The organism is Mesorhizobium sp. M0292 (assembly GCF_040321695.1).
Lineage (GTDB): Bacteria > Pseudomonadota > Alphaproteobacteria > Rhizobiales > Rhizobiaceae > Mesorhizobium.
The window spans coordinates 47,171-64,591 of record NZ_JAMYSB010000023.1; the positions used below are offsets into that span (position 1 = coordinate 47,171).

At 64.2% G+C, this 17,421-nt stretch carries 19 protein-coding genes and 1 tRNA gene; 6 read left to right on the forward strand and 14 right to left on the reverse strand.

The annotated features are described in order from the left end of the window. Positions 1 to 26 precede the first annotated feature (26 nt). The 3 genes from NKI96_RS26400 to NKI96_RS26410 are packed head-to-tail and all read right to left on the reverse strand — an operon-like array spanning position 27 to position 1,710. The gene (locus tag NKI96_RS26400; RefSeq protein WP_352806938.1) at positions 27 to 608 is read right to left on the reverse strand and encodes a cob(I)yrinic acid a,c-diamide adenosyltransferase; all 582 of its coding nucleotides are present in this window, start codon (positions 606 to 608) and stop codon (positions 27 to 29) included. A 19-nt stretch (positions 609 to 627) separates the two neighbouring features. Further along, positions 628 to 819, reverse strand: coding sequence for a twin transmembrane helix small protein (locus NKI96_RS26405; protein ID WP_023671673.1), 192 nt, complete (start codon positions 817 to 819; stop codon positions 628 to 630). 24 nt (positions 820 to 843) lie between these two features. Further along, positions 844 to 1,710, reverse strand: coding sequence for an SDR family oxidoreductase (locus NKI96_RS26410; RefSeq protein WP_352806941.1), 867 nt, complete (start codon positions 1,708 to 1,710; stop codon positions 844 to 846). 60 nt (positions 1,711 to 1,770) lie between these two features. Between NKI96_RS26410 and NKI96_RS26415 the strand changes: the two genes are divergently transcribed. Then, positions 1,771 to 2,622, forward strand: coding sequence for a YihY/virulence factor BrkB family protein (locus NKI96_RS26415; protein ID WP_023671675.1), 852 nt, complete (start codon positions 1,771 to 1,773; stop codon positions 2,620 to 2,622). Here the strand turns inward: NKI96_RS26415 and NKI96_RS26420 are convergent. Continuing rightward, on the reverse strand, positions 2,619 to 3,494 hold the full coding sequence (locus NKI96_RS26420) for a DMT family transporter (RefSeq protein WP_352806944.1): 876 nt from the start codon (positions 3,492 to 3,494) through the stop codon (positions 2,619 to 2,621). The two genes, NKI96_RS26415 and NKI96_RS26420, sit on opposite strands and share 4 nt — an antisense overlap. A gap of 219 nt (positions 3,495 to 3,713) precedes the next feature. Here NKI96_RS26420 and NKI96_RS26425 point away from each other — a divergent pair, with 219 nt between their 5' ends. Continuing rightward, the gene (locus NKI96_RS26425) at positions 3,714 to 4,001 is read left to right on the forward strand and encodes a hypothetical protein (RefSeq protein ID WP_023671677.1); all 288 of its coding nucleotides are present in this window, start codon (positions 3,714 to 3,716) and stop codon (positions 3,999 to 4,001) included. Here NKI96_RS26425 and gluQRS read toward each other — a convergent pair whose 3' ends face one another. Further along, on the reverse strand, positions 4,002 to 4,877 hold the full coding sequence (gluQRS, locus tag NKI96_RS26430) for a tRNA glutamyl-Q(34) synthetase GluQRS (RefSeq protein ID WP_023671678.1): 876 nt from the start codon (positions 4,875 to 4,877) through the stop codon (positions 4,002 to 4,004). It lies immediately after the preceding gene. A gap of 74 nt (positions 4,878 to 4,951) precedes the next feature. Between gluQRS and NKI96_RS26435 the strand changes: the two genes are divergently transcribed. Together NKI96_RS26435 and NKI96_RS26440 are read left to right on the forward strand one after the other, a co-directional pair. Continuing rightward, positions 4,952 to 5,593, forward strand: coding sequence for a DNA-3-methyladenine glycosylase family protein (locus NKI96_RS26435; RefSeq protein WP_023671679.1), 642 nt, complete (start codon positions 4,952 to 4,954; stop codon positions 5,591 to 5,593). A 128-nt stretch (positions 5,594 to 5,721) separates the two neighbouring features. Next, positions 5,722 to 6,279 carry an HNH endonuclease gene (locus NKI96_RS26440; RefSeq protein WP_008874122.1) on the forward strand — a complete coding sequence of 186 codons (558 nt, stop codon included), beginning with the start codon at positions 5,722 to 5,724 and terminating at the stop codon, positions 6,277 to 6,279. Positions 6,280 to 6,683: 404 nt separating this feature from the next. On the opposite strand, the gene NKI96_RS26445 is transcribed toward NKI96_RS26440, so the two are convergent. Both NKI96_RS26445 and NKI96_RS26450 read right to left on the reverse strand, forming a co-directional pair. Then, positions 6,684 to 7,202, reverse strand: a complete 519-nt coding sequence (locus tag NKI96_RS26445; protein WP_352806948.1) for a disulfide bond formation protein B — start codon at positions 7,200 to 7,202, stop codon at positions 6,684 to 6,686. 63 nt (positions 7,203 to 7,265) lie between these two features. Beyond that, on the reverse strand, positions 7,266 to 7,850 hold the full coding sequence (locus NKI96_RS26450; RefSeq protein ID WP_023685316.1) for a YqaA family protein: 585 nt from the start codon (positions 7,848 to 7,850) through the stop codon (positions 7,266 to 7,268). A 206-nt stretch (positions 7,851 to 8,056) separates the two neighbouring features. Here NKI96_RS26450 and NKI96_RS26455 point away from each other — a divergent pair. Next, positions 8,057 to 8,141 (forward strand) — tRNA-Leu (locus NKI96_RS26455). 188 nt (positions 8,142 to 8,329) lie between these two features. On the opposite strand, the gene NKI96_RS26460 is transcribed toward NKI96_RS26455, so the two are convergent. The 7 genes from NKI96_RS26460 to NKI96_RS26490 all read right to left on the reverse strand — a co-directional run bounded on the left by NKI96_RS26460 (position 8,330) and on the right by NKI96_RS26490 (position 14,431). Then, positions 8,330 to 8,905 carry a cation efflux transmembrane domain-containing protein gene (locus NKI96_RS26460; RefSeq protein WP_352806951.1) on the reverse strand — a complete coding sequence of 192 codons (576 nt, stop codon included), beginning with the start codon at positions 8,903 to 8,905 and terminating at the stop codon, positions 8,330 to 8,332. 139 nt (positions 8,906 to 9,044) lie between these two features. Next, the gene (locus NKI96_RS26465; RefSeq protein WP_352806954.1) at positions 9,045 to 10,196 is read right to left on the reverse strand and encodes a YncE family protein; all 1,152 of its coding nucleotides are present in this window, start codon (positions 10,194 to 10,196) and stop codon (positions 9,045 to 9,047) included. 75 nt (positions 10,197 to 10,271) lie between these two features. Then, positions 10,272 to 11,552 carry a GNAT family N-acetyltransferase gene (locus NKI96_RS26470; protein ID WP_352806957.1) on the reverse strand — a complete coding sequence of 427 codons (1,281 nt, stop codon included), beginning with the start codon at positions 11,550 to 11,552 and terminating at the stop codon, positions 10,272 to 10,274. Beyond that, complete coding sequence (locus tag NKI96_RS26475; protein ID WP_023711750.1) at positions 11,552 to 12,955, reverse strand: lipopolysaccharide biosynthesis protein; 1,404 nt, start codon at positions 12,953 to 12,955, stop codon at positions 11,552 to 11,554. The genes NKI96_RS26470 and NKI96_RS26475 overlap by 1 nt, the downstream gene beginning before the upstream one ends. Positions 12,956 to 13,219: 264 nt before the next feature. After that, positions 13,220 to 13,723, reverse strand: coding sequence for a hypothetical protein (locus NKI96_RS26480; RefSeq protein ID WP_023686685.1), 504 nt, complete (start codon positions 13,721 to 13,723; stop codon positions 13,220 to 13,222). Between the two features lie 152 nt (positions 13,724 to 13,875). Then, the gene (locus NKI96_RS26485) at positions 13,876 to 14,181 is read right to left on the reverse strand and encodes a hypothetical protein (RefSeq protein ID WP_081731383.1); all 306 of its coding nucleotides are present in this window, start codon (positions 14,179 to 14,181) and stop codon (positions 13,876 to 13,878) included. Then, positions 14,159 to 14,431 carry a DUF4242 domain-containing protein gene (locus NKI96_RS26490; RefSeq protein ID WP_023673765.1) on the reverse strand — a complete coding sequence of 91 codons (273 nt, stop codon included), beginning with the start codon at positions 14,429 to 14,431 and terminating at the stop codon, positions 14,159 to 14,161. Before NKI96_RS26490 ends, NKI96_RS26485 begins: the two co-directional genes overlap by 23 nt. Positions 14,432 to 14,675: 244 nt before the next feature. Here NKI96_RS26490 and NKI96_RS26495 point away from each other — a divergent pair, with 244 nt between their 5' ends. Further along, positions 14,676 to 17,264 (forward strand): helix-turn-helix transcriptional regulator, encoded by a 2,589-nt coding sequence (locus tag NKI96_RS26495; RefSeq protein WP_031198011.1) that lies wholly within the window; start codon positions 14,676 to 14,678, stop codon positions 17,262 to 17,264. The last annotated feature ends 157 nt before the right edge of the window (positions 17,265 to 17,421 follow it).

Consider the following 17,421-nt stretch of genomic DNA (forward strand, 5'->3'; position numbering starts at 1 on the left):
AAGCCCTTTCCCGCCTTCGAGAAAATTCAGCGGTTCTTGCCGGGCACCCATAACACGTCGGCATTTCCGTTGTCATTGACCGCACGAGCGGCGACGAACAGAAAGTCGGAGACGCGGTTTATGTATTTCAGCCCCTCGCGATTGACATGTTCGGCCGGGTTCTGCGCCAGTGCCACCATGATCCGCTCGGCCCGTCGCGCCACGGTGCGGGCAAGATGAAGGGCTGCCGCCGCCGGCGTGCCGCCATTGAGCACGAAGGATTTGAGCGGCTGCAGATCCTTGTTGAGAAGGTCGATATCCTTTTCGACGCGCTCGGTCTGCGAGGCGATGATGCGCAGCGGCTCGTAGCCGAGCGGCTTGCCGTCGTCGGGCACGGCGAGATCGGCGCCGAGGTCGAACAGATCGTTCTGGATGCGGGACAGCATGGCGTTGATGGCGGGATAACTTGCCGCTGTGTGCAGGCGGGCGATGCCGATGCAGGCATTGGCTTCATCGACGGTGCCGTAGGCATCGACGCGCAGGTCGGATTTCAGCCTGCGTTCACCGGTGCCGAGGCCAGTGGTGCCGTCATCGCCGGTGCGGGTGTAGATCTTGTTGAGCTTGACCACGTCGCCTCCCGAACGGCCGTCACTTGCGGGTGAAATACACCACCAGCAGGATCAGTGCCAACGCCAGCGCCTGCAGCAGCACGCGTGCCTGCATCAGCTTGTTCGAGCTCACACCGGAGCCGCCGCGCATCATGTTGATGAGGCCGCGGACAAGCACGATCACCACGGCGACCATGACGAGGACGAGGAGGACTTTGATGACGGTTGCCATGATCTGTTCCCAGTTCTGTTGCGATCAGGCGCGTCCGGCCAGAACGCGGTAGAGCATCGATGCCGGCAGGATGCGCTTGAGCATCACGCCAATCCTGGCCGGCACTGTTACCACATAGTGCGGGCGCGGGCGCCGCGACAGAAGTGCATGGCGCAAGGCCGCATAGACCACCTCCGGCCCCTTTTTCAGCCGTGATGAGCTGCCGCCGGCCCGAAGCCGCGCCAACTGCGCGGCATAGGCGACGTGGTGGACGGAATTCTCGCGGTCGATGTTTTTCAGGAACCAGAACAGCCCGTTGCTGGCGATTTTCGAGGTCACCGGCCCCGGTTCGATCAGCGAGACATGGATGCCGCTGCCCCTGAGTTCCTGCTGCATGCACAGCATCAGGCCTTCGAGCGCGTGCTTGGAGGCTGAGTAGGCGCCGCGAAAAGGCACCGGCGCTAGCCCAAGGATCGAGGAACAATGAACGAGGCGGCCATGTCCCTGGCGACGCATTACCGGTACGATGCGTCGGGTGAGGTCGTGCCAGCCGAAGAAATTGGCCTCGAACTGCTCGCGCAATGCCGCAACCGGCAGGTCTTCCACGGCGCCGGGCTGTGCATGGGCGCCGTTGTTGAACAGGGCGTCGAGGCGTCCGCCTGTCCGCTCCAGCACCGATGCCGCAAGTGCTGCGATGGAATCCGGCTCACGGTAGTCGAGATAAAAGGCCTCGATGCCGTCGGCTTCAAGTGCGGCTATGTCATCCGGCTTGCGCGCCGTTGCAAACACGCGCCAGCCATCCGCCTTCAGTGCACGGGCGCAGTAGGCGCCTATCCCGGACGAGGCGCCGGTGACGATGATGGTGCGCAACTCTTTGGCAGGCGGCATCGTGGTTTGAGCAAGGGTTGCCATTTGCCACAATCCCTTCCCATATTCGCGGCGTCGAGACAATCGAAGGGAACGCGGCTCTTGATGCGGAATATCGTCGTGCTGCGCCGCGTGCTCTATGACGCGCTTGGCCATTTCAACACCGATGACGGCTGGGCCATGGCCAGCCATCTGGCGATCACTTCGCTCATGGCGCTGTTCCCGTTCCTGATCTTCGCCACCACGCTGGCGAGCTTCCTCGGTGCGCAGGCGTTCGCCGATACTGCCGTGCACCTGGTCTTCGACACCTGGCCCGAACAGATCGCCAAGCCTATCGCGCGCGAAGTGCTCAACGTGCTGACCGTGCGGCGCACCGATCTTTTGACCTACGGCGTGCTTCTGGCGGCCTATTTCGCCTCCAACGGCATCGAGGCGCTGCGCACCTCGCTCAACCGCGCCTACCGCGTCGCCGAAACGCGCGGCATCATCTACCGCCGGGTGCAGAGCATTTTCTTCGTGCTGATCGCGACGGCCGGTTTCCTGGCGATCAGCGTGCTCCTGGTCTTTGCGCCTTTGCTGGCGCGGCTGGCGGAAGCTCATTTCGAGTGGATCAAACCCTATACGGGCACGATCACGCTGTGGCGCTACGTCATCGCCTCAACCGTCATCATTGGTGGCTTGTTTGCCGTCCACTACTGGCTGCCGGCGGGCAAGCGCCGCTTTGTCTCGCTGGTGCCTGGCATCATCTTCACTCTGGCTGCGTGGCTTGTCGGCTCGACGATGTTCGCGACCTACCTCGACCATTTCTCGTCCTATGTGACGACCTATGCCGGCCTCGCCTCGATCATGATCGCCGTGGTTTTCCTCTATATGCTGTCGGCGATCTTCATCCTCGGCGGCGAACTCAATGCGGCGATCAGCCGCTTTCTCGAAGCGCGCGCACGTGTCGGCAGCTAGGTTTTGGCTGGCCGAGCCGTGGCCAGCCCGACGCCGAGCGTCGCGATTGCCATGCCGACGATCTGCACGAGGCTGAGCTGTTCGCCGAACAGCGCCCAGGCGATGACAGCGGTGACGGCCGGCACCAGGTAGAACAGCGACGCGACCTTCGACATCTCGCCGTCGCGGATCATCACCATCAGCAGGAAGATGGCGCCGATCGACAGCACCAGGACCAGCCAGGCCATGGCGAAGATCAGTTCGCCGTTGATGATCACCGTGTGGGTCTCCAGTGCCAGCGAAGCCAGGATCATCAGCGAGCCGCCGCCGATATATTGCCACATCGTCGCCGCCACCAGGTCGCCACCCGAGGCATAGCGCTTCTGCCAGATGGTCCCGGCGCTCATGCCCAGCACCGAGACCAGCGACGCCGACAGGGTTTCGGGCGTAACGCCGCCGCCGAGAGCGCCGAGCTTCGGCCACAGCACGATGATCACCCCCACAAGGCCGACGGTAAGGCCGGCCCAGTGGCGCGGCAGGATGGCCTCGCCGAGGAATCGGCCGGCAAGCACGGCGGTGATCAGTGGCTGCAGGCCGACGATCAGCGCCGAAAGCCCGGCGGGCATGCCCCTGTGGATCGCCCAGAACACGGCGCCGAGATAGATGCCATGCATGAGGATGCCGGCGACCGTGGCGTGAAGCGCTTCTGCCCTTGTGGCTCGCTTCGAGCCAAGCACGAGCATCAGCCCGGCAAGCAGCAAGGCGGCGATGACAAAGCGGGCCGCCAGAAAGGTGAAGGGCTCCGCCCAGGGCATGGCGTAGCGCGCGCCGATGAAACCTGTCGCCCACAGGACGACAAACGAGGCGGGGATGAACCGCTTGAGACTGTGCATTTTCGGGGAAGCCGTTTCCGGTGGAGAGGTCCGATTCGGTGAAGAGACAAATACGGCAATTGCTCTAATGCGGTTCAATCCGGCAAGCAAAGCGAAACAATTGGTACATAAGCTCATCCTGATGTAGGAGGTGGCCGAATTCAAAGGGCGGCGTCAGGGCAATCGACTTCTGTCGATGGATCCGGCGACATGGCGTTTTGGCTTCGACAGGGAGCGCGCATGCTGTTGCATCTCGACACAAGCTGGCTTTTGATGACGGTGGCCAGTGTGGCCGTGTTCGGCTTCTTCTTCGGTTCAGCGCTCGACGCCATCATGCAGGAGGACGGTTTTGGGTCGACCGGCAACACATTGCTGTTCACGCTCGGCTTTTTCGCCGCGGTCATGGCCGCGAACGAACATGGCATCGTCCTGAGAGATCTGAAGCTCGCGGTTGCCTGGGGACTGGGCGGCGCCTTCGCGTTTATAGGCGCGTTGGCGCTGCTCAAGGCGGGGCTGGCCCGGCTTTAGTCAGAGCCCGACCAGCCGCCTGACATCGTCCGGCGACATGCCTGCCGGCCTCAGCGCGGCAAGGCCGGTATCAGCAAAACTCTTCGACAGTTTGCGCCCATCCGGTCCGAGTATGAGACGGTGGTGGAAATACTGCGGCTGGCCGAGGCCGAGCAGTTCCTGCAGCAGGCGCTGGATGCCGGTCGCGGAATAAAGGTCGCGGCCACGCACGACATGGCTGACGCCTTGCAGAGCGTCGTCGACGACGACGGCCAGGTGATAGCTGGTCGGGATGTCGCGGCGCGCCAGAATGACGTCGCCCCAGTCCTGCGGACGCGCCTCGACTCGCTGCGTCGCCGAAAGCGTCTCGTTGGTGAATTCGCGCCAGGACAAATCCGTGCCGACGCGCGCCAGCGCTGCATCGATGTCGAGGCGCCAGGCGAAGGGCGCATTTTCGGCGATGCGGCGGTTGCGTTCGCTGACCGGCAGCGCCTTGTCGGCGGCGGGATAAAGCGGCACGCCGTCCGGGTCGCGCGGCCAGCCGCGGCCGCGCTTTTCGCTGTCGGCGATGAAGGCCCTGATCTCGCCACGGCTCATGAAGGCAGGGTAGACGAGTTCTTCGCGGACCAGCCGGTCGAGCACGGCCTGATAGTCGGAGAAATGCTCGGCCTGGCGCCGCACCGGCTGTTCCCATTCGAGACCTAACCATTCGAGGTCGCGAAAGATGCCGGCCTCGAATTCAGGCGTGCAGCGGATCGTGTCGATGTCCTCGATGCGCAGCAGCAGGCGGCCGCCGGCCGCACGCGCCAGTTGCTGGTTGAGCAGTGCCGAATAGGCATGGCCGAGATGCAGTTCGCCATTCGGGCTCGGCGCGAAGCGGAATGTCAGGAGCGTCATCTCACAAGCGGCAATCGGGTTGTGCAGCGGTTTTGCCAATTGCTACCGTGCGGTCGGTTCAGGAACAAGAAAACATGCAACGCATCGCGACACTGGACGATATTGCGCGCGGGTTGGATGCGCTTTGCGCAATCGATCCGCGCCTGGAAAAGGTGCGCGGCATGGCTGGCGAGGTGCCGCTGCGGCTGTCGGAACCCGGTTTTCGAAGCCTGGCCTCCATTATCGTTTCGCAACAAGTATCCCGTGCGAGCGCCGATGCGATTTTCGGCCGGCTGATGAAACTGGTCGATCCGCTAACGCCGCAGGCGATCCTTGCCGCCGGCGAGGACATGTTTCGCGAGGCCGGGCTGTCGCGGCCGAAGCAGCGCGGTCTGATCGCGGTTGCGCAGGCCGTGGTTGAGGGGCTCGACCTGCATCACCTCTGTTTGCTCGACGCCGAAGAGGCGATCGCGGCTATGATCGCGGTGCCGGGCATCGGCCCGTGGACGGCGGAAGTCTATCTCCTGTTTGCCGCCGGCCACCCCGATATTTTCCCCGCGCGCGACGTCGCGCTGCAGAGCGCGGTCGGCCACGCGCTCGGTATCGAGCCGCGTCCGCCGGAGAAAACGCTGATCGCCCTGGCCGAATCATGGAGCCCGTGGCGAGGTGTCGCATCGCGGCTTTTCTGGTCCTATTATCGCGAAACCAGGGGCCGGGACGCGGCACCTCCGGCCTGAAACCGCAAAAAAGCATGAAAACCCTGCATTTTTGCCGCGTTTGGCTGATGACAATCCGCTTCACATCCCTGTCATGTCGGGCTTACAGTATCCACGCCGATCGGTTTTAAAACGAGGAGGTCAACAAGGTGACGGTTGCCGTATCTCCGGATGGGCTTCCTGCGCTGGTGCTGAATGCGGATTACCGTCCGCTCAGCTATTACCCCTTGTCGCTCTGGTCCTGGCAGGATGCCATCAAGGCGGTGTTCCTCGACCGGGTCAACATCGTCGCCGAATACGAGCATGCGGTGTCTTCGCCGACCTTTTCGATGAAGCTGCCCAGCGTCGTCAGCCTGAAGGCCTATGTGAAGCCGTCGAGGCACCCGGCATTCACCCGCTTCAACGTGTTCCTGCGCGACCGCTTCCAGTGCCAGTATTGCGGCACGCCCGAGGATCTGACCTTTGACCACGTCATCCCGCGCCATCGCGGCGGGGCGACGACGTGGGAGAATGTCGTGGCCGCCTGTTCACCCTGCAATCTGAGGAAGGGCGGCATGATGCCGGCGCACGCCAAGATGTGGCCGTTGCAGAAGCCCTACCAGCCGACCGTGCACGACCTGCACAACAATGGCCGGCTGTTCCCGCCCAACCATCTGCATGAAAGCTGGATGGATTATCTCTACTGGGATGTGGAACTCGAACCGTAGGGATCGTTCGAGAATTCGCAAGGCTGGCCGCCTGAAGCGATTTTGCGCTTCCGATGCTCACACGCCTGCCAGACCATATCGGAACAGCTCGGCTGCGCTCACTTATCGGCGGCATCGCCTTTAAGGACCGGCTTCCCCCACTCCGTCGCTGCTTCGCAGCGCCACCTCTCCCCCCTCCGGAGGGAGAGGAAGGGAGCCCCGCTGGAGGAGCGCTGGCTGTAGAGTAGCGCCGGCTGTAATAGGCTCGCGCCTTTCCTCTACCCCGTCGATCGGGGGAGAGGTGGTTCGGCGAAGCCGAGACGGAGTGGGGGTCGACCTGGCTCGGACGTCGAAAGCCGCGCCACGCGAACCAGTCTGCAGAATTTTTGCTCGAACTCTGCGTCGTGGCGCTCGATCGAATTAGCTCAATCGCGCGCCATTGCCCCGCGAAAGGCGACGGCGGCGAGGATGAAGCTGGCGATGGCGTTCCACCCGGCCAGCGACAGGCCGAGGATACGAAGGGCTGCCTTATCGCAGGATGGCGGCACGAATTTGTCGAGCGCGTCGAGCACGCCCTTGCCGCCGGTGTCGACCGGGCCGGCGCCGGCCGTGCAATCGGCCGGGCCCTGCCACCAGGCCCATTCGACGCCCGAATGATAGACGCCGAGATAGAGGCCATAGAGCATCAGCAGGCCGCCGACGGCAAGCAGGCCGCGCGTCAGCCATGCGGGTGCGCTGAACATCGAGGCGATCACCGCCAGCAGCATCAGCGGGGCGCCGATATAATAGGGCGTGCGCTGCTCCAGGCAGAGATGGCAGGGGATGTAGCCGCCTATGTGCTGGAAGGCGAGCGCGGAGCCGACCGTGGCGGCCATGGCGACGGCGAGAAACAAAGCGGTGCGCGTGCGCTGGCGTCCGGTATCGGCTGTCATCGTGGCTGTCATGTTTCGTCCGTTGAATTCGCCGTCCGCCGGCATAGTCCTGAAACCACCGCCCGCCTTGGGCGGTCAGAAGGCGTATTTGACGACGATATAGAGCAAAATCAGGGCGGCGGCGCCGGCGCCGACGATCAATCCCAAACGCTTCTCGATGAATTCCTTGATCTCTTCGCCATAGCGGCGCAGCAGCCAGGCAAGAAGCAGGAAACGAGCGCCACGCGCCAGGATGGCGGAGACGATGAAGACGACAAGATTGACGTGGAGGGCGCCTGCCAGAATGGTGACCACCTTGATCGGCGGCAAGTGGGCGGCACCCGATGTGACAAGCAGCACCAGCATCAGCCCGGTGCCGGCCGACTGCCACCTCTCGAACGCGTCAAGGCCGCCAAAGTGCTCCAGCATCGGCCGTGCTATCGTGTCGTAGGCATAGTAACCGATCAGCCAGCCGGCAATGCCGCCCAGCACCGACGCGACAGTGGCGGTCAGCGCATAGCGATAGGCGCGTTCGGGCCGCGCCAACGCCATGGGCAGGTACAAGACGTCGGCAGGTATGAAAAACACCGAGCTTTCGACGAAGGCGATGAAGGCCAGCCACCATTCGGCGGATTTGCGGGCCGCCAGCGACAAGGTCCAGTCGTAAAGTCCGCGAAGCATCGGCTCTCCTGGATGCAAGTTGCCCAGACGCAACGCGCTTTGATACGCGTCTGTCTAGAAAGGTTTTCCGCGCCGCACAATGGCAGGAGCTTCACGAAACAGAAAGGCGGGCTTTTGCCGCAAGCAGGGCACGGCGGCGCATTTGGCCAGTTGACGAACAGGCCTCCAACCGTATAGTCCGCGCCCATCCAGGCCTTTGGGCCTGAGCCCCTATGGCGGAATTGGTAGACGCGCTCGACTCAAAATCGAGTTCCGCAAGGAGTGCTGGTTCGATTCCGGCTAGGGGCACCATTTTTGATCTCACGCCAGTTCGCTTCGCTCATGGGCTCCGATGGGGCGGCCTGACCGGCCGACGGGCGGTCGCCCTTGCGAACCCTCCGGGTTCGAACAGTGCCTTGAACACAGAGCCAACCGCGGCTGCTGCGAATGACAGCGATAGCGCCAATCAGCGGCGGCCGGTAGCCCAGCTCTACGTGCTCTCAGGCCGCCGCACGGTGTTCTTCACGGGCAGCTTCCCACACTTCGCGGGCCGCGTCGGCGTTCATGACCGCGATCCCCAATCCCACCGCCAAATCGGGCCACGCGGAATGCCAGAGCAAGGTCGTGACCAACCCTGCGGCAATAATGGCGATGTTGGCCAAGGCGTCGTTGCGGGCCGACAGGAAGGCCGCCTTTGTGAGGCTGCCGCCACGATGCCGGTGCGCGGCCAGCATGTAGGCACAGGACAGGTTGACGGCGAGAGCGCCAAGTCCCGCCAAGGTCAAGGCGATGGGCTGCGGCGGCACCGGCACGTTGAACTTTTCCCAAGCCGTCCAGAGCGTTGCCAGACCCGGCATGAGAAGGATGAGCGCCAATGCCATCCCCACCCGCGCACGGGAGCGCACAGACCAGCCAAGTGCGAGCAGGATAAGGAGGTTCACGGAAGCATCTTCAAGAAAGTCGATGCTGTCGGCGAACAGGGACACTGATCCAATGGCGAGCGCCACAGCGAACTCGATCCCGAAATAGGCAAGATTGAGAAGCGCGACGATGAGGACGATGCGGCGAAGGTTCATCTTCTGGCAGTATCCGAAACCAGTGTGTGGAGCTACAGCTTCGCGGTTTCCAAGGAAAGCCCCTGCTCGTTCCGGGTCCCGGCCGATGGGCGGTTGCCCTTGCGACCTTTTGCGTTCGAGCCGCGCCTCGAACACGGACTTAGCGCATATTCCCCGTATGCCCTTGCGAATACCGCCCCGGCTGTGGCCACACCGTCAGGCCGTGCGGCTCTGAGCCAACCCGAAACTTGGTCACCGCGCCTGATGTCGTGTCGATCATGTAGGCGGCACTGTCGAAGCGGCCGGACAGCCATAGTTGTTTGCCGTCGGCGCTGACGTTGCCCATGTCGGGGCTGCCGCCGCCGGGGATCGGCCAAAGTGCTACGACCGCGCGGGTGGCGAAGTCGATCACGCTCACGCTGCCCGGTCCCTTTGCCTTGCCCTGCTCCATCTTGTGCGAGCCCCGGTTCGAGACATAGAGCCGCTTGCCGTCGCGGCTGACGACGAAGCCATGGGCGCCGATGCCGGTCGGGATGAAGCCGATCTCCTTGAAACTGTCGCCATCGACGAGGAACACGCCGTCATTCATCATGTCGGCGACGTAAAAAACCTTGCCGTCGGGCGAGAGGCGGATGTCCTGCGGCATGCCCATTTTCGAGAAGTCGAGATGGCCAAGCACCTTCTGGTTCTTCAGGTCGATCTTGGCCAACCCGCCATTGCCGTATTCGCAGGTGAAGATCGCGTAGGCGCCGTCGATGGAGAAATCGGCGTGGTTGATGCCGGGACAAGTGGGCGTCGGCAGGGCCGACTTCAGCGCCATGGTGTCGGGATCGCGGAAATCGAGCCGCTCCAGGGCTTCGTCGACGACGATGGCCGCGCCCGGCATGAAATACAAATTGTAGGGATCGTCCACGGCGATCTGCGGGCCGGGCTTGCCGGTCATCGGGTCGATCGGCGTCAGGCTGCCGTTCTTGCCGGTGCCATTGTTGGCGACCCAGAGCGTCTTCAGGTCCCAGGATGGCACGACGTGCTGCGGTTTGCTGCCGACCGGGAACCTGTCGACCTCCTTCAAGGTCACGGTGTCGATCACCGAGATGCTGTTGGAGGAGCGGTTCGGCACATATACGCGCGGCAGTGCACCCAGCGTGGCCGGGCTGAGATGGCCGGCGGCGGTGTGGCTGTAGATGTTGATGGACGGCGCGGGCTCGCTGCAATCCTCGGGACAGCTATCGGCCCAGGCGCGGACAGGCAGCAGTGCAAGCAGCGAAAAGGCCGCACGGGGACCGGCGTGACGCAAAAAGGTTCTAATCATCAGGATGGCTTGTCGTGAAGGCCGGCCGAAATTGCCGCCGGAGCCATAGCTGGTGTCTTGCCGTTGATCCAGTGGCTATCGCCGCCCCAGCAAACTCTTCATGCGGTTGCGCAGCAGGCGGGCCATGTTGCGGGTCTCGCGGTAGAGGTGGAGTTGCGAAGCCGCCTGGCGGGCGAGGCGGTCGGCATCCGGGGTCAGCCCGATCACCAGCGAGCCCATCGGCTTGCGCTCGCTCCATAGCCGGCTCATCACCGGATGGTCGGGCACGGCGCAGGAATCGGTCATCATGATGTTGGGGTCATCGAGATGCTGCTTGGTCACCTCGATCATCAGCAGCGTGCCCGGCGAATAGGTCGCCAGCGTCTCGTCATAGGCGGTCTTCCAGGTGTAGGCGACGCCGGCTTCGACGAAGACGACCAGGCAGGCGATGGTGCGGCCGTCCAGCGTCAGCGAATGGATCCGGCACAGATCCTGCTCGGCCAACCGGTGCACGGCCTCGCGAGCGAAGGCGGCGCGGTAGCGGTCGATGGCCATGGCGGTGCGCTCGCGGCCCTTCCAGCCGGCGGCTTCCAGCGTCAGGAAGCTTTCGATGGCGTGGCGGATTTCGTCGGGGCCACGCGCCACGAGGTGTTCCAGTTTGCCGAGATCGCCCAGGCGCCGCTTCAGGCGGCGGAACTCGCGATAATGGTGCGAACGCAGCGACGCCTTCAGATAGGCTTCGCCTTCGAGCGTGCTTTCGAGCACCGGCCGGTCCGCCTTGCCGGTGGTGACCATTGTCAGGCCGCGCGTCTCGGCAACGGCTTCAAGCACGCTGGCCAACGGGCCGTCGAGCCGCATGTCGGGCAAAACGAAGACCTTCGGCAGCTTCAGATGCGGCCGCGACAGCATGCCGAAGAAATCCTCGACGACGCCGATCGGGTCGTCATGGTCGACCAGCGGTGTGCCGATCGGGCCGAACGGGCTCGACCAGGTGCGCATCACCGGAACGCCGAGCGGCACGGCCGGCCTTTCGACCGAGAACGGCACCAGCAGGCGCAGCCGGTTGCGGTATTCGTCGCCGTCACGGATCACCGCCAGCTTGACCTCGCGATCTTCCAGCCGGGGCATGGCCGGCGCCAGAAAGCGCGGGTTGAAGAAGACGTTGGGCTCGATCGTGCGGGTGCACAGATAGTCGAGTTCCTCGACCAGTTCGAAGCCGGCCGAAGCCGGATAGATCGCCAGCTTGCGCAGCGGCCGGTTGTTGGCGAGGATCTCGAGATGCGCCGGATCGGCGTCGCGCGCCAGGCCGGCAAGGCCCGACACCATTGCGCCGGCTGGACCGCCGCTGGTTTCCTCGATCAGCGGGATGGCGGCCATCAGGCGGCTCCCTCGGCAGCGGGCACGAAGATCAGCATGACGATGCCGAGCTTGCGCCAGACGGTGAAGGACAGGGCGCTGGCCTCGAAGACCATGGCGAGGCTGGTGGCGATCGCCGCCCCCCACAGGCCGAAGAGCGGGATGAGCACCACGTTGAGACCGATGTTGAAGGCCAGCGTCATGGCATAGACGGCGGCGCAGATGTTCTGGTTGCCGCTCATCGTCAACAGGCTTTCGCAAGGGCCGACGGCGGCGCGCGCCACGACGCCGAACACCAGCAGGAACAACAGCGGATAGCCGGCGGTGAATTCCGGGCCGAACAGAACCAGCATCGGTTCGCCGAGCGCCAGCACCAGCAGCGCCATAAGCAGCGAGGGCCAGAACGTCCACGACACGGTCTCGCGGGCGAAGGCGGCGAGCTTTTCCGGTTCGCCATGGGTGAACTGCGCATAACGCTGGGCAACGCCGGCCTTGACGGAGAAATAGACGAAATGCACCAGCGCCAGCGTTTTGACGGTGGCGAAGTAGACGGCGACGTCATTGGGCTGGAGATAGGCGCCGACCATCAGCACGTCGGCGTTGGTGAGCAGGAAGAAGAAGCTCTCGACCAGGAAGATCGGCAGCGAGACGATGAACCACTCGGCGAAATGCACCTTCATCGGCCCGGCCGGGATATTCCTGCCCATGCGTGTGGTCACGCCGATGAGCTGGCCGAGCGTGGTGGCGTAGGTGGCGGCGATCGAAGCGAAGATCGCTGTCCTGGCGTCGGGCGCATAGCCCATTGCCAGCATCAGCGCCATCAGCGCCAGGATCAGCACCGGCCGCACCAGATATGTCGGCGACAACGCAAACAACGCCCAGGAATTGGCGCGTGACTGGCCTTGCAGCAGATCGCCCATGGCGATCATCGGCAGGCAGAACAGGCCGAGGATGAAGGGCATCACATAGTAGCTCTCGATCCAGTTCGCGCACAGCCAGACGCCCAGTGCGCCAAGTCCGGCGATCGCGGTCGAGGCAATCAGCACGAACAGGCGGCTGGCGACCACGATGCCGCGCAGCTCGGCCAGCATGTTGCGTTCGCGATATTCGGGGATGAAGCGGATGACCGAGGTGTGGAAGCCGAGGCAGGCGAGGTTGCCGACGATGACCATCGTCACCCAGACGAGGACGAAGATGCCGTATTCGAACGAGCCCATCCAGCGCGCCATCAGCACCTGGCTGATGAAGGCGATGACGGCGCTGACGATGCGGATGGCAAAGGCGATCAGCGACATGCGGCCGGCTTCGCCGCGTTCGTCGGCGGTGAACAGCACCGCATCGATCCGGCCAAGCAACGGCCTCATGCGCAGCGCCAAGCGCTGCGGCAAGAACCGCCCGGCCGTCGTCGCCGCGGAAAAGCGCACCCCGATGTCTCTCCGTTTTCCGCCTCTTTTCAAGGTTTTGGGTGTATCCGAAACACCTTAAGAAAGGGTGGGCAGGTGCGGGTGCGCCGAGGGGCCAAGGACGGCCGCGTGTGCAAGTGCGTCATCGTATGCCGGGGCATAATAAAAGGCGAGCGAACGCCGGGGAAGACTGGGGAGCCGGTCGGCGTTGCGCTCGCCCCTCCCCCGCCAAGGGGGATGGCCAGGCACCGGATGTCCGGTGCCCGAGGTGTCACATGTGAGGCGTTACATCCCCTTCATGGCGTCGCACGACACGTTCGGGTTCATGTCGGCGAAGGCGCCCGTCGGGTTCTGTTTCCATGCCCAGACGTGCAGTTCGTAGAACGGGCCGAGGCCGTAGCGATTGGGGGCGCTGTTGAAGTTGAACAGCTGGCCTTCGAGCGAGGCCGGGCCTTTCGAGGTGATGTATTCGACCGCTATCAGCTTCAGGCTGCCGTCGGCCGTCGGCTCGTACATCACCGCTTCGGGCTTGGCGACATCGACGGCATCGTCCTTGAGATAGGCGCCGTTGACATAGTGGATGCCCATGGCGCCGCCGGTGATGCCGCTGGCGCAAGGGATGGGGGCATAGCCTTCGGCGGTGGCGGCTGCCACATTTTCGAAGCGGCTGTTGGCTGCGCGCACCTTTTCGGCCAACGGGTTGGCGTCGTGCGCCTGGGCGGCCGCACCCGCCGCGATCGAGATGGCGGCGAAAGCCGCGAAGCGTGTCGTCCAAAGCATTTTGGTCATGGTCTTCCGTTCGTTTGTTGACGCTTGAGGCGACGGCGGCCGATGCCGAAACGCCTGCGGCGTTGGTTTAGGATTTGGTTTGTCCGTCCCGGTTCATGCGATGCGGCTTCCGTTGCCGGGCTTTGGCCGCAGCCCTTAAAAACCGTGAAAAATCAACGATCCCAAAAGTAATATTGCCAATATTCCTGCGGGACGTCCCGCTCCGATAGCCCGATGTCGCGCCTCAGATAGTCGCCTTCCGGGGGCAAGCGCCGCCTTTCAGACAGATACGCAGGCAGCTTCGACGCGAACCGCCATAGACGGCCGAGCACGGAGGTTGGCCGGCCGGTCTTTCCCAGGACAGGCCCGATTCCACCGAGCGGCAGGCCATCAGGCAGTTCGCCATGGCCGCGAAGGACAGTTTGATGCTCATCACCGTGGCGACCGAACGCAGGATCAGAGGTAAAAGTAAGGGTCAAGAACCCGCACCTCCGTGATCTTGTCGACCGGCAGCGAGTTTTTCTGAGCGGTGCTGCGGATCGCTTCGGGCGTCGGCGCGTCGTAGATGCAGAAGCTGTGCTTCTTGTCGGGCGTGACGAAGGACTGGATCCAGGTGACGCCCTTTTCGGCATTGCGCATGACGACGCCGCCCACCGCGCTGGCGCCGATGTCGGTCATCGGTATGTTGAGGCCGTCCGGAAATGTGCGTTCAATCAGGTAGCGAGGCATGGAAGGTTTCCTTTTCCATTGGTTCACGCTCGATCGGAGCGCGGCTGGACGTTGACCACGCCCGCCCGGCCCGCGCATCGGAACGATTCCCCATATTGGACGGGACGATTCCCTATATTGGCGTCGTTCTTTGTGGAAAGAGGCACGGCAATGTGTGCAAAGTCACATTGCGTCGCTTTCTTCACGGGCTAATCGTGAGCGGCCCGCCATGGTGGGAAAACTCCGATCCTGTGAGACGATGACAATGATGCTTCTGGAACGGCAGACGCAGCTGCAGCAGTTGGAGAGCCTGCTTGGCGATGCAATAGGCGGCCATGGCCGCGTCGCCGTGCTGGCCGGGGAGGCCGGCGCCGGCAAGACGGCGCTTGTCGAGGCATTCGCGGCCCGTGTCGGAGAGAGCGCGGCGACGTTGCGCAGCGCTTGCGAGGATCTGTCGATCCCCGATCCGCTGGGGCCGCTTTACGATCTGGCCCGTGAGGCGCAATGGGCGCTGCCGCGCGCAATCGACGCCCGGCATGGGCAGAGACTGCCGCTGTTTTCCGATGCGCTCGACGCTTTTGCGGCCAAGGGGCCGTGCCTGCTGATCATCGAAGACCTGCACTGGGCCGACGATGCGACGCTCGATTTCGTGCGCTTCCTCGGCCGGCGTATCGTCAACACCCACATCCTGCTGTTGCTGACGGCGCGCACCGACCGCAGCGAGGGACAGATGCGGGTGCGCCGCGCCCTGGGCGAAATCCCGGCCGGCAGCGTGGCGCGCATCGACGTGCCGCTGCTCAGCCAGGCGGCCGTGCTGTCGCTCGCCGATGCGGCCGGACGCGATGGCGACGCCATCTACCGGGCGACCGCCGGCAATGCCTTCTTCGTCACCGAATTGCTGTCGGCCGAAAACGAAACGGCGCTGCCGGCAAGCGTGCGCGACGCCGTGTTGGCGCGGGCTGAACGGCTGTCGCCAGGCGCCCGCGCAATGCTCGACGCGGTGTCGGTGTTTCCGCGCCGCGCCGACGCCTGGGCCCTGCAGGGCCTGTGCGGCGTCGCCAGCGCCGGCCAACTGGCCGAGTGTGTCGCCAACGGGCTGCTCGACGATCTGGGCGACGGCTACGCCTTCCGCCACGACATCGCGCGACGCGCCATCGAAATGATGCTGACGACGTCGCACAGGCGGCAGTTCAACCAGCGTGCGCTGGCGGCACTGCTCGAAAATGGCGACGTCTCCACAGGCCGCCTGGTCCATCATGCGGTCGAGGCGCACAATCTGGCGGCGGTGCGCGAACTTGCGCCGATCGCCGCGCGCGAGGCGTCGCGCGTCGGCGCCCATCGCGATGCCGCCGGCTATTACGAGATCGCCTTGCAGCAGGCCGACAGCCTGCCGGTGATTGACCGCGCCGCGCTCTACGAAAGCCATGCGTTCGAGTGCCATCTCATCGGCAAGATCGACGACGCGCTTGCAGCGCAGGGCGAGGCGCGCCGGTTGCATCAGGCAGGCGGCAACAGGCTGAAGGAGGGCGACAGCCTGAGATGGCTCTCCCGGCTGAGCGAAATGGCCGATGACCGCGAGGCGGCCGCCGCCTTCGGCGCCGAGGCGGTGGCGATGCTGGAGGCGGCTCCCGCCGGGCCGGAACTCGCCATGGCCTATTCGAACCTTTCACACCTGGCGATGCTGTCGGAGAGGGTGGAGGACACGCTGTTCTATGGCGAGAAGGCAGCGGCGCTGGCTGCGCGCATGAACCGTCCCGACATCGCGTCGCATGCCCTCAACAATGTCGGCTGCGTCGAGCAGTGGCTCAATCCGGATGCCGGACGCCTGCGCCTCGACCAAAGCCTTGAAATTGCGCTCCAAGGCAATTTCCAGGAACATGCCGCGCGCGCCTTCACCAACCGCGCCTGTTTCGAGATCACCCAGATGAGCTACGACGCGGCGCGTCCGGTGCTGGAGAGCGGCATCCACTATTGCACCGAGAACGACCTCGGCACCTGGCGCGACTATCTCAGGGGCATGCTGGCCGATGTGCAGCTGCGTCAGGGCCAATGGGATGAGGCCGCCGCGACGGCATGCGATGTCATCGACAATGAGCGGACAACCACCGTGGGCCGGTTTCCGGCGCTGCTGGCACTGGCGAAACTGCGCCTGAGGCGCGGCGATCCCTCGGCCGAGCCGCTGTTCGCCGAAATGGCGCGTCTGGTCGGAAGCGGCGGCGACCTGCAGATGCTGAGCTCTTACGCGGCGCTGATGGCGGAGCAGGCATGGCTGGGCCTGGCCGACAGGCAAGAGGCGCTGGCGCTGATCACCCGCGCCGAAACGCCGGTGCGCTCGCGTGCCCATGTCGGTGAGCTGGCTCTGTGGCGAACATTGCTCTCTCCCGATATGCCGGCCGGCGACACCGCCGAGATGGCGACACCATACCGGCTGCTCCTGACCGGCGACTGGCGTTCGGCTTCGGCACTCTGGTCCGAATTGAATGCGCCATACGAGCGCGGACTGGCGCTCATCCTCGGCGACGACGAGGGGCAGCGGCTGGCATTGGATATTTTCGACGGCCTGGGGGCAAGGCCGGCAGCCCAGCGCCTGCGCGATATCATGCGCAAGAACGGCGTTGGCGGCATCGCCCGCGGCCCGCGCCGCTCGACGCGCGCCAACCTCGCCGGCCTCACCTTGCGCCAGATGCAGGTGCTGCAGCTGATCGAACGCGGCCTCTCCAACAAGCGGATCGCCGAGCAATTGACGATTTCGCCAAAGACGGTCGATCACCATGTCTCGGCGGTGCTGGGCAAGCTGGATGCGGTGTCGCGCGGCGAGGCGACAGCGACCGCGCGCGATTCGGGGTTGTTGTGAGGTTTTGACGAGGGTTGGACCGAGAGGTCGCGATCCTTCGCACCCCCTCTGTCCTGCCGGACATCTCCCCCTGAAGGGGGGAGATTGGCTGTCACTGTGGCTTTCGCCAATTGTCGAAATTGAAAGAAGTTACGGCGCCGAAGCTGCTGATCTCCCC

Excerpts from the sequence above, each read along its gene's own strand:
- gluQRS (WP_023671678.1), bottom strand. The coding sequence starts at position 4,877 with ATGACGCTCCTGACATTCCGCTTCGCGCCGAGCCCGAATGGCGAACTG.
- NKI96_RS26405 (WP_023671673.1), bottom strand. The coding sequence starts at position 819 with ATGGCAACCGTCATCAAAGTCCTCCTCGTCCTCGTCATGGTCGCCGTG.
- NKI96_RS26445 (WP_352806948.1), bottom strand. The coding sequence starts at position 7,202 with ATGACAGCCACGATGACAGCCGATACCGGACGCCAGCGCACGCGCACC.
- NKI96_RS26410 (WP_352806941.1), bottom strand. The coding sequence starts at position 1,710 with ATGGCAACCCTTGCTCAAACCACGATGCCGCCTGCCAAAGAGTTGCGC.
- NKI96_RS26490 (WP_023673765.1), bottom strand. The coding sequence starts at position 14,431 with ATGCCTCGCTACCTGATTGAACGCACATTTCCGGACGGCCTCAACATA.
- NKI96_RS26420 (WP_352806944.1), bottom strand. The coding sequence starts at position 3,494 with ATGCACAGTCTCAAGCGGTTCATCCCCGCCTCGTTTGTCGTCCTGTGG.
- NKI96_RS26480 (WP_023686685.1), bottom strand. The coding sequence starts at position 13,723 with ATGACCAAAATGCTTTGGACGACACGCTTCGCGGCTTTCGCCGCCATC.
- NKI96_RS26415 (WP_023671675.1), top strand. The coding sequence starts at position 1,771 with ATGCGGAATATCGTCGTGCTGCGCCGCGTGCTCTATGACGCGCTTGGC.
- NKI96_RS26435 (WP_023671679.1), top strand. The coding sequence starts at position 4,952 with ATGCAACGCATCGCGACACTGGACGATATTGCGCGCGGGTTGGATGCG.
- NKI96_RS26425 (WP_023671677.1), top strand. The coding sequence starts at position 3,714 with ATGCTGTTGCATCTCGACACAAGCTGGCTTTTGATGACGGTGGCCAGT.
- NKI96_RS26460 (WP_352806951.1), bottom strand. The coding sequence starts at position 8,905 with ATGAACCTTCGCCGCATCGTCCTCATCGTCGCGCTTCTCAATCTTGCC.
- NKI96_RS26450 (WP_023685316.1), bottom strand. The coding sequence starts at position 7,850 with ATGCTTCGCGGACTTTACGACTGGACCTTGTCGCTGGCGGCCCGCAAA.
- NKI96_RS26470 (WP_352806957.1), bottom strand. The coding sequence starts at position 11,552 with ATGGCCGCCATCCCGCTGATCGAGGAAACCAGCGGCGGTCCAGCCGGC.
- NKI96_RS26495 (WP_031198011.1), top strand. The coding sequence starts at position 14,676 with ATGATGCTTCTGGAACGGCAGACGCAGCTGCAGCAGTTGGAGAGCCTG.
- NKI96_RS26465 (WP_352806954.1), bottom strand. The coding sequence starts at position 10,196 with ATGATTAGAACCTTTTTGCGTCACGCCGGTCCCCGTGCGGCCTTTTCG.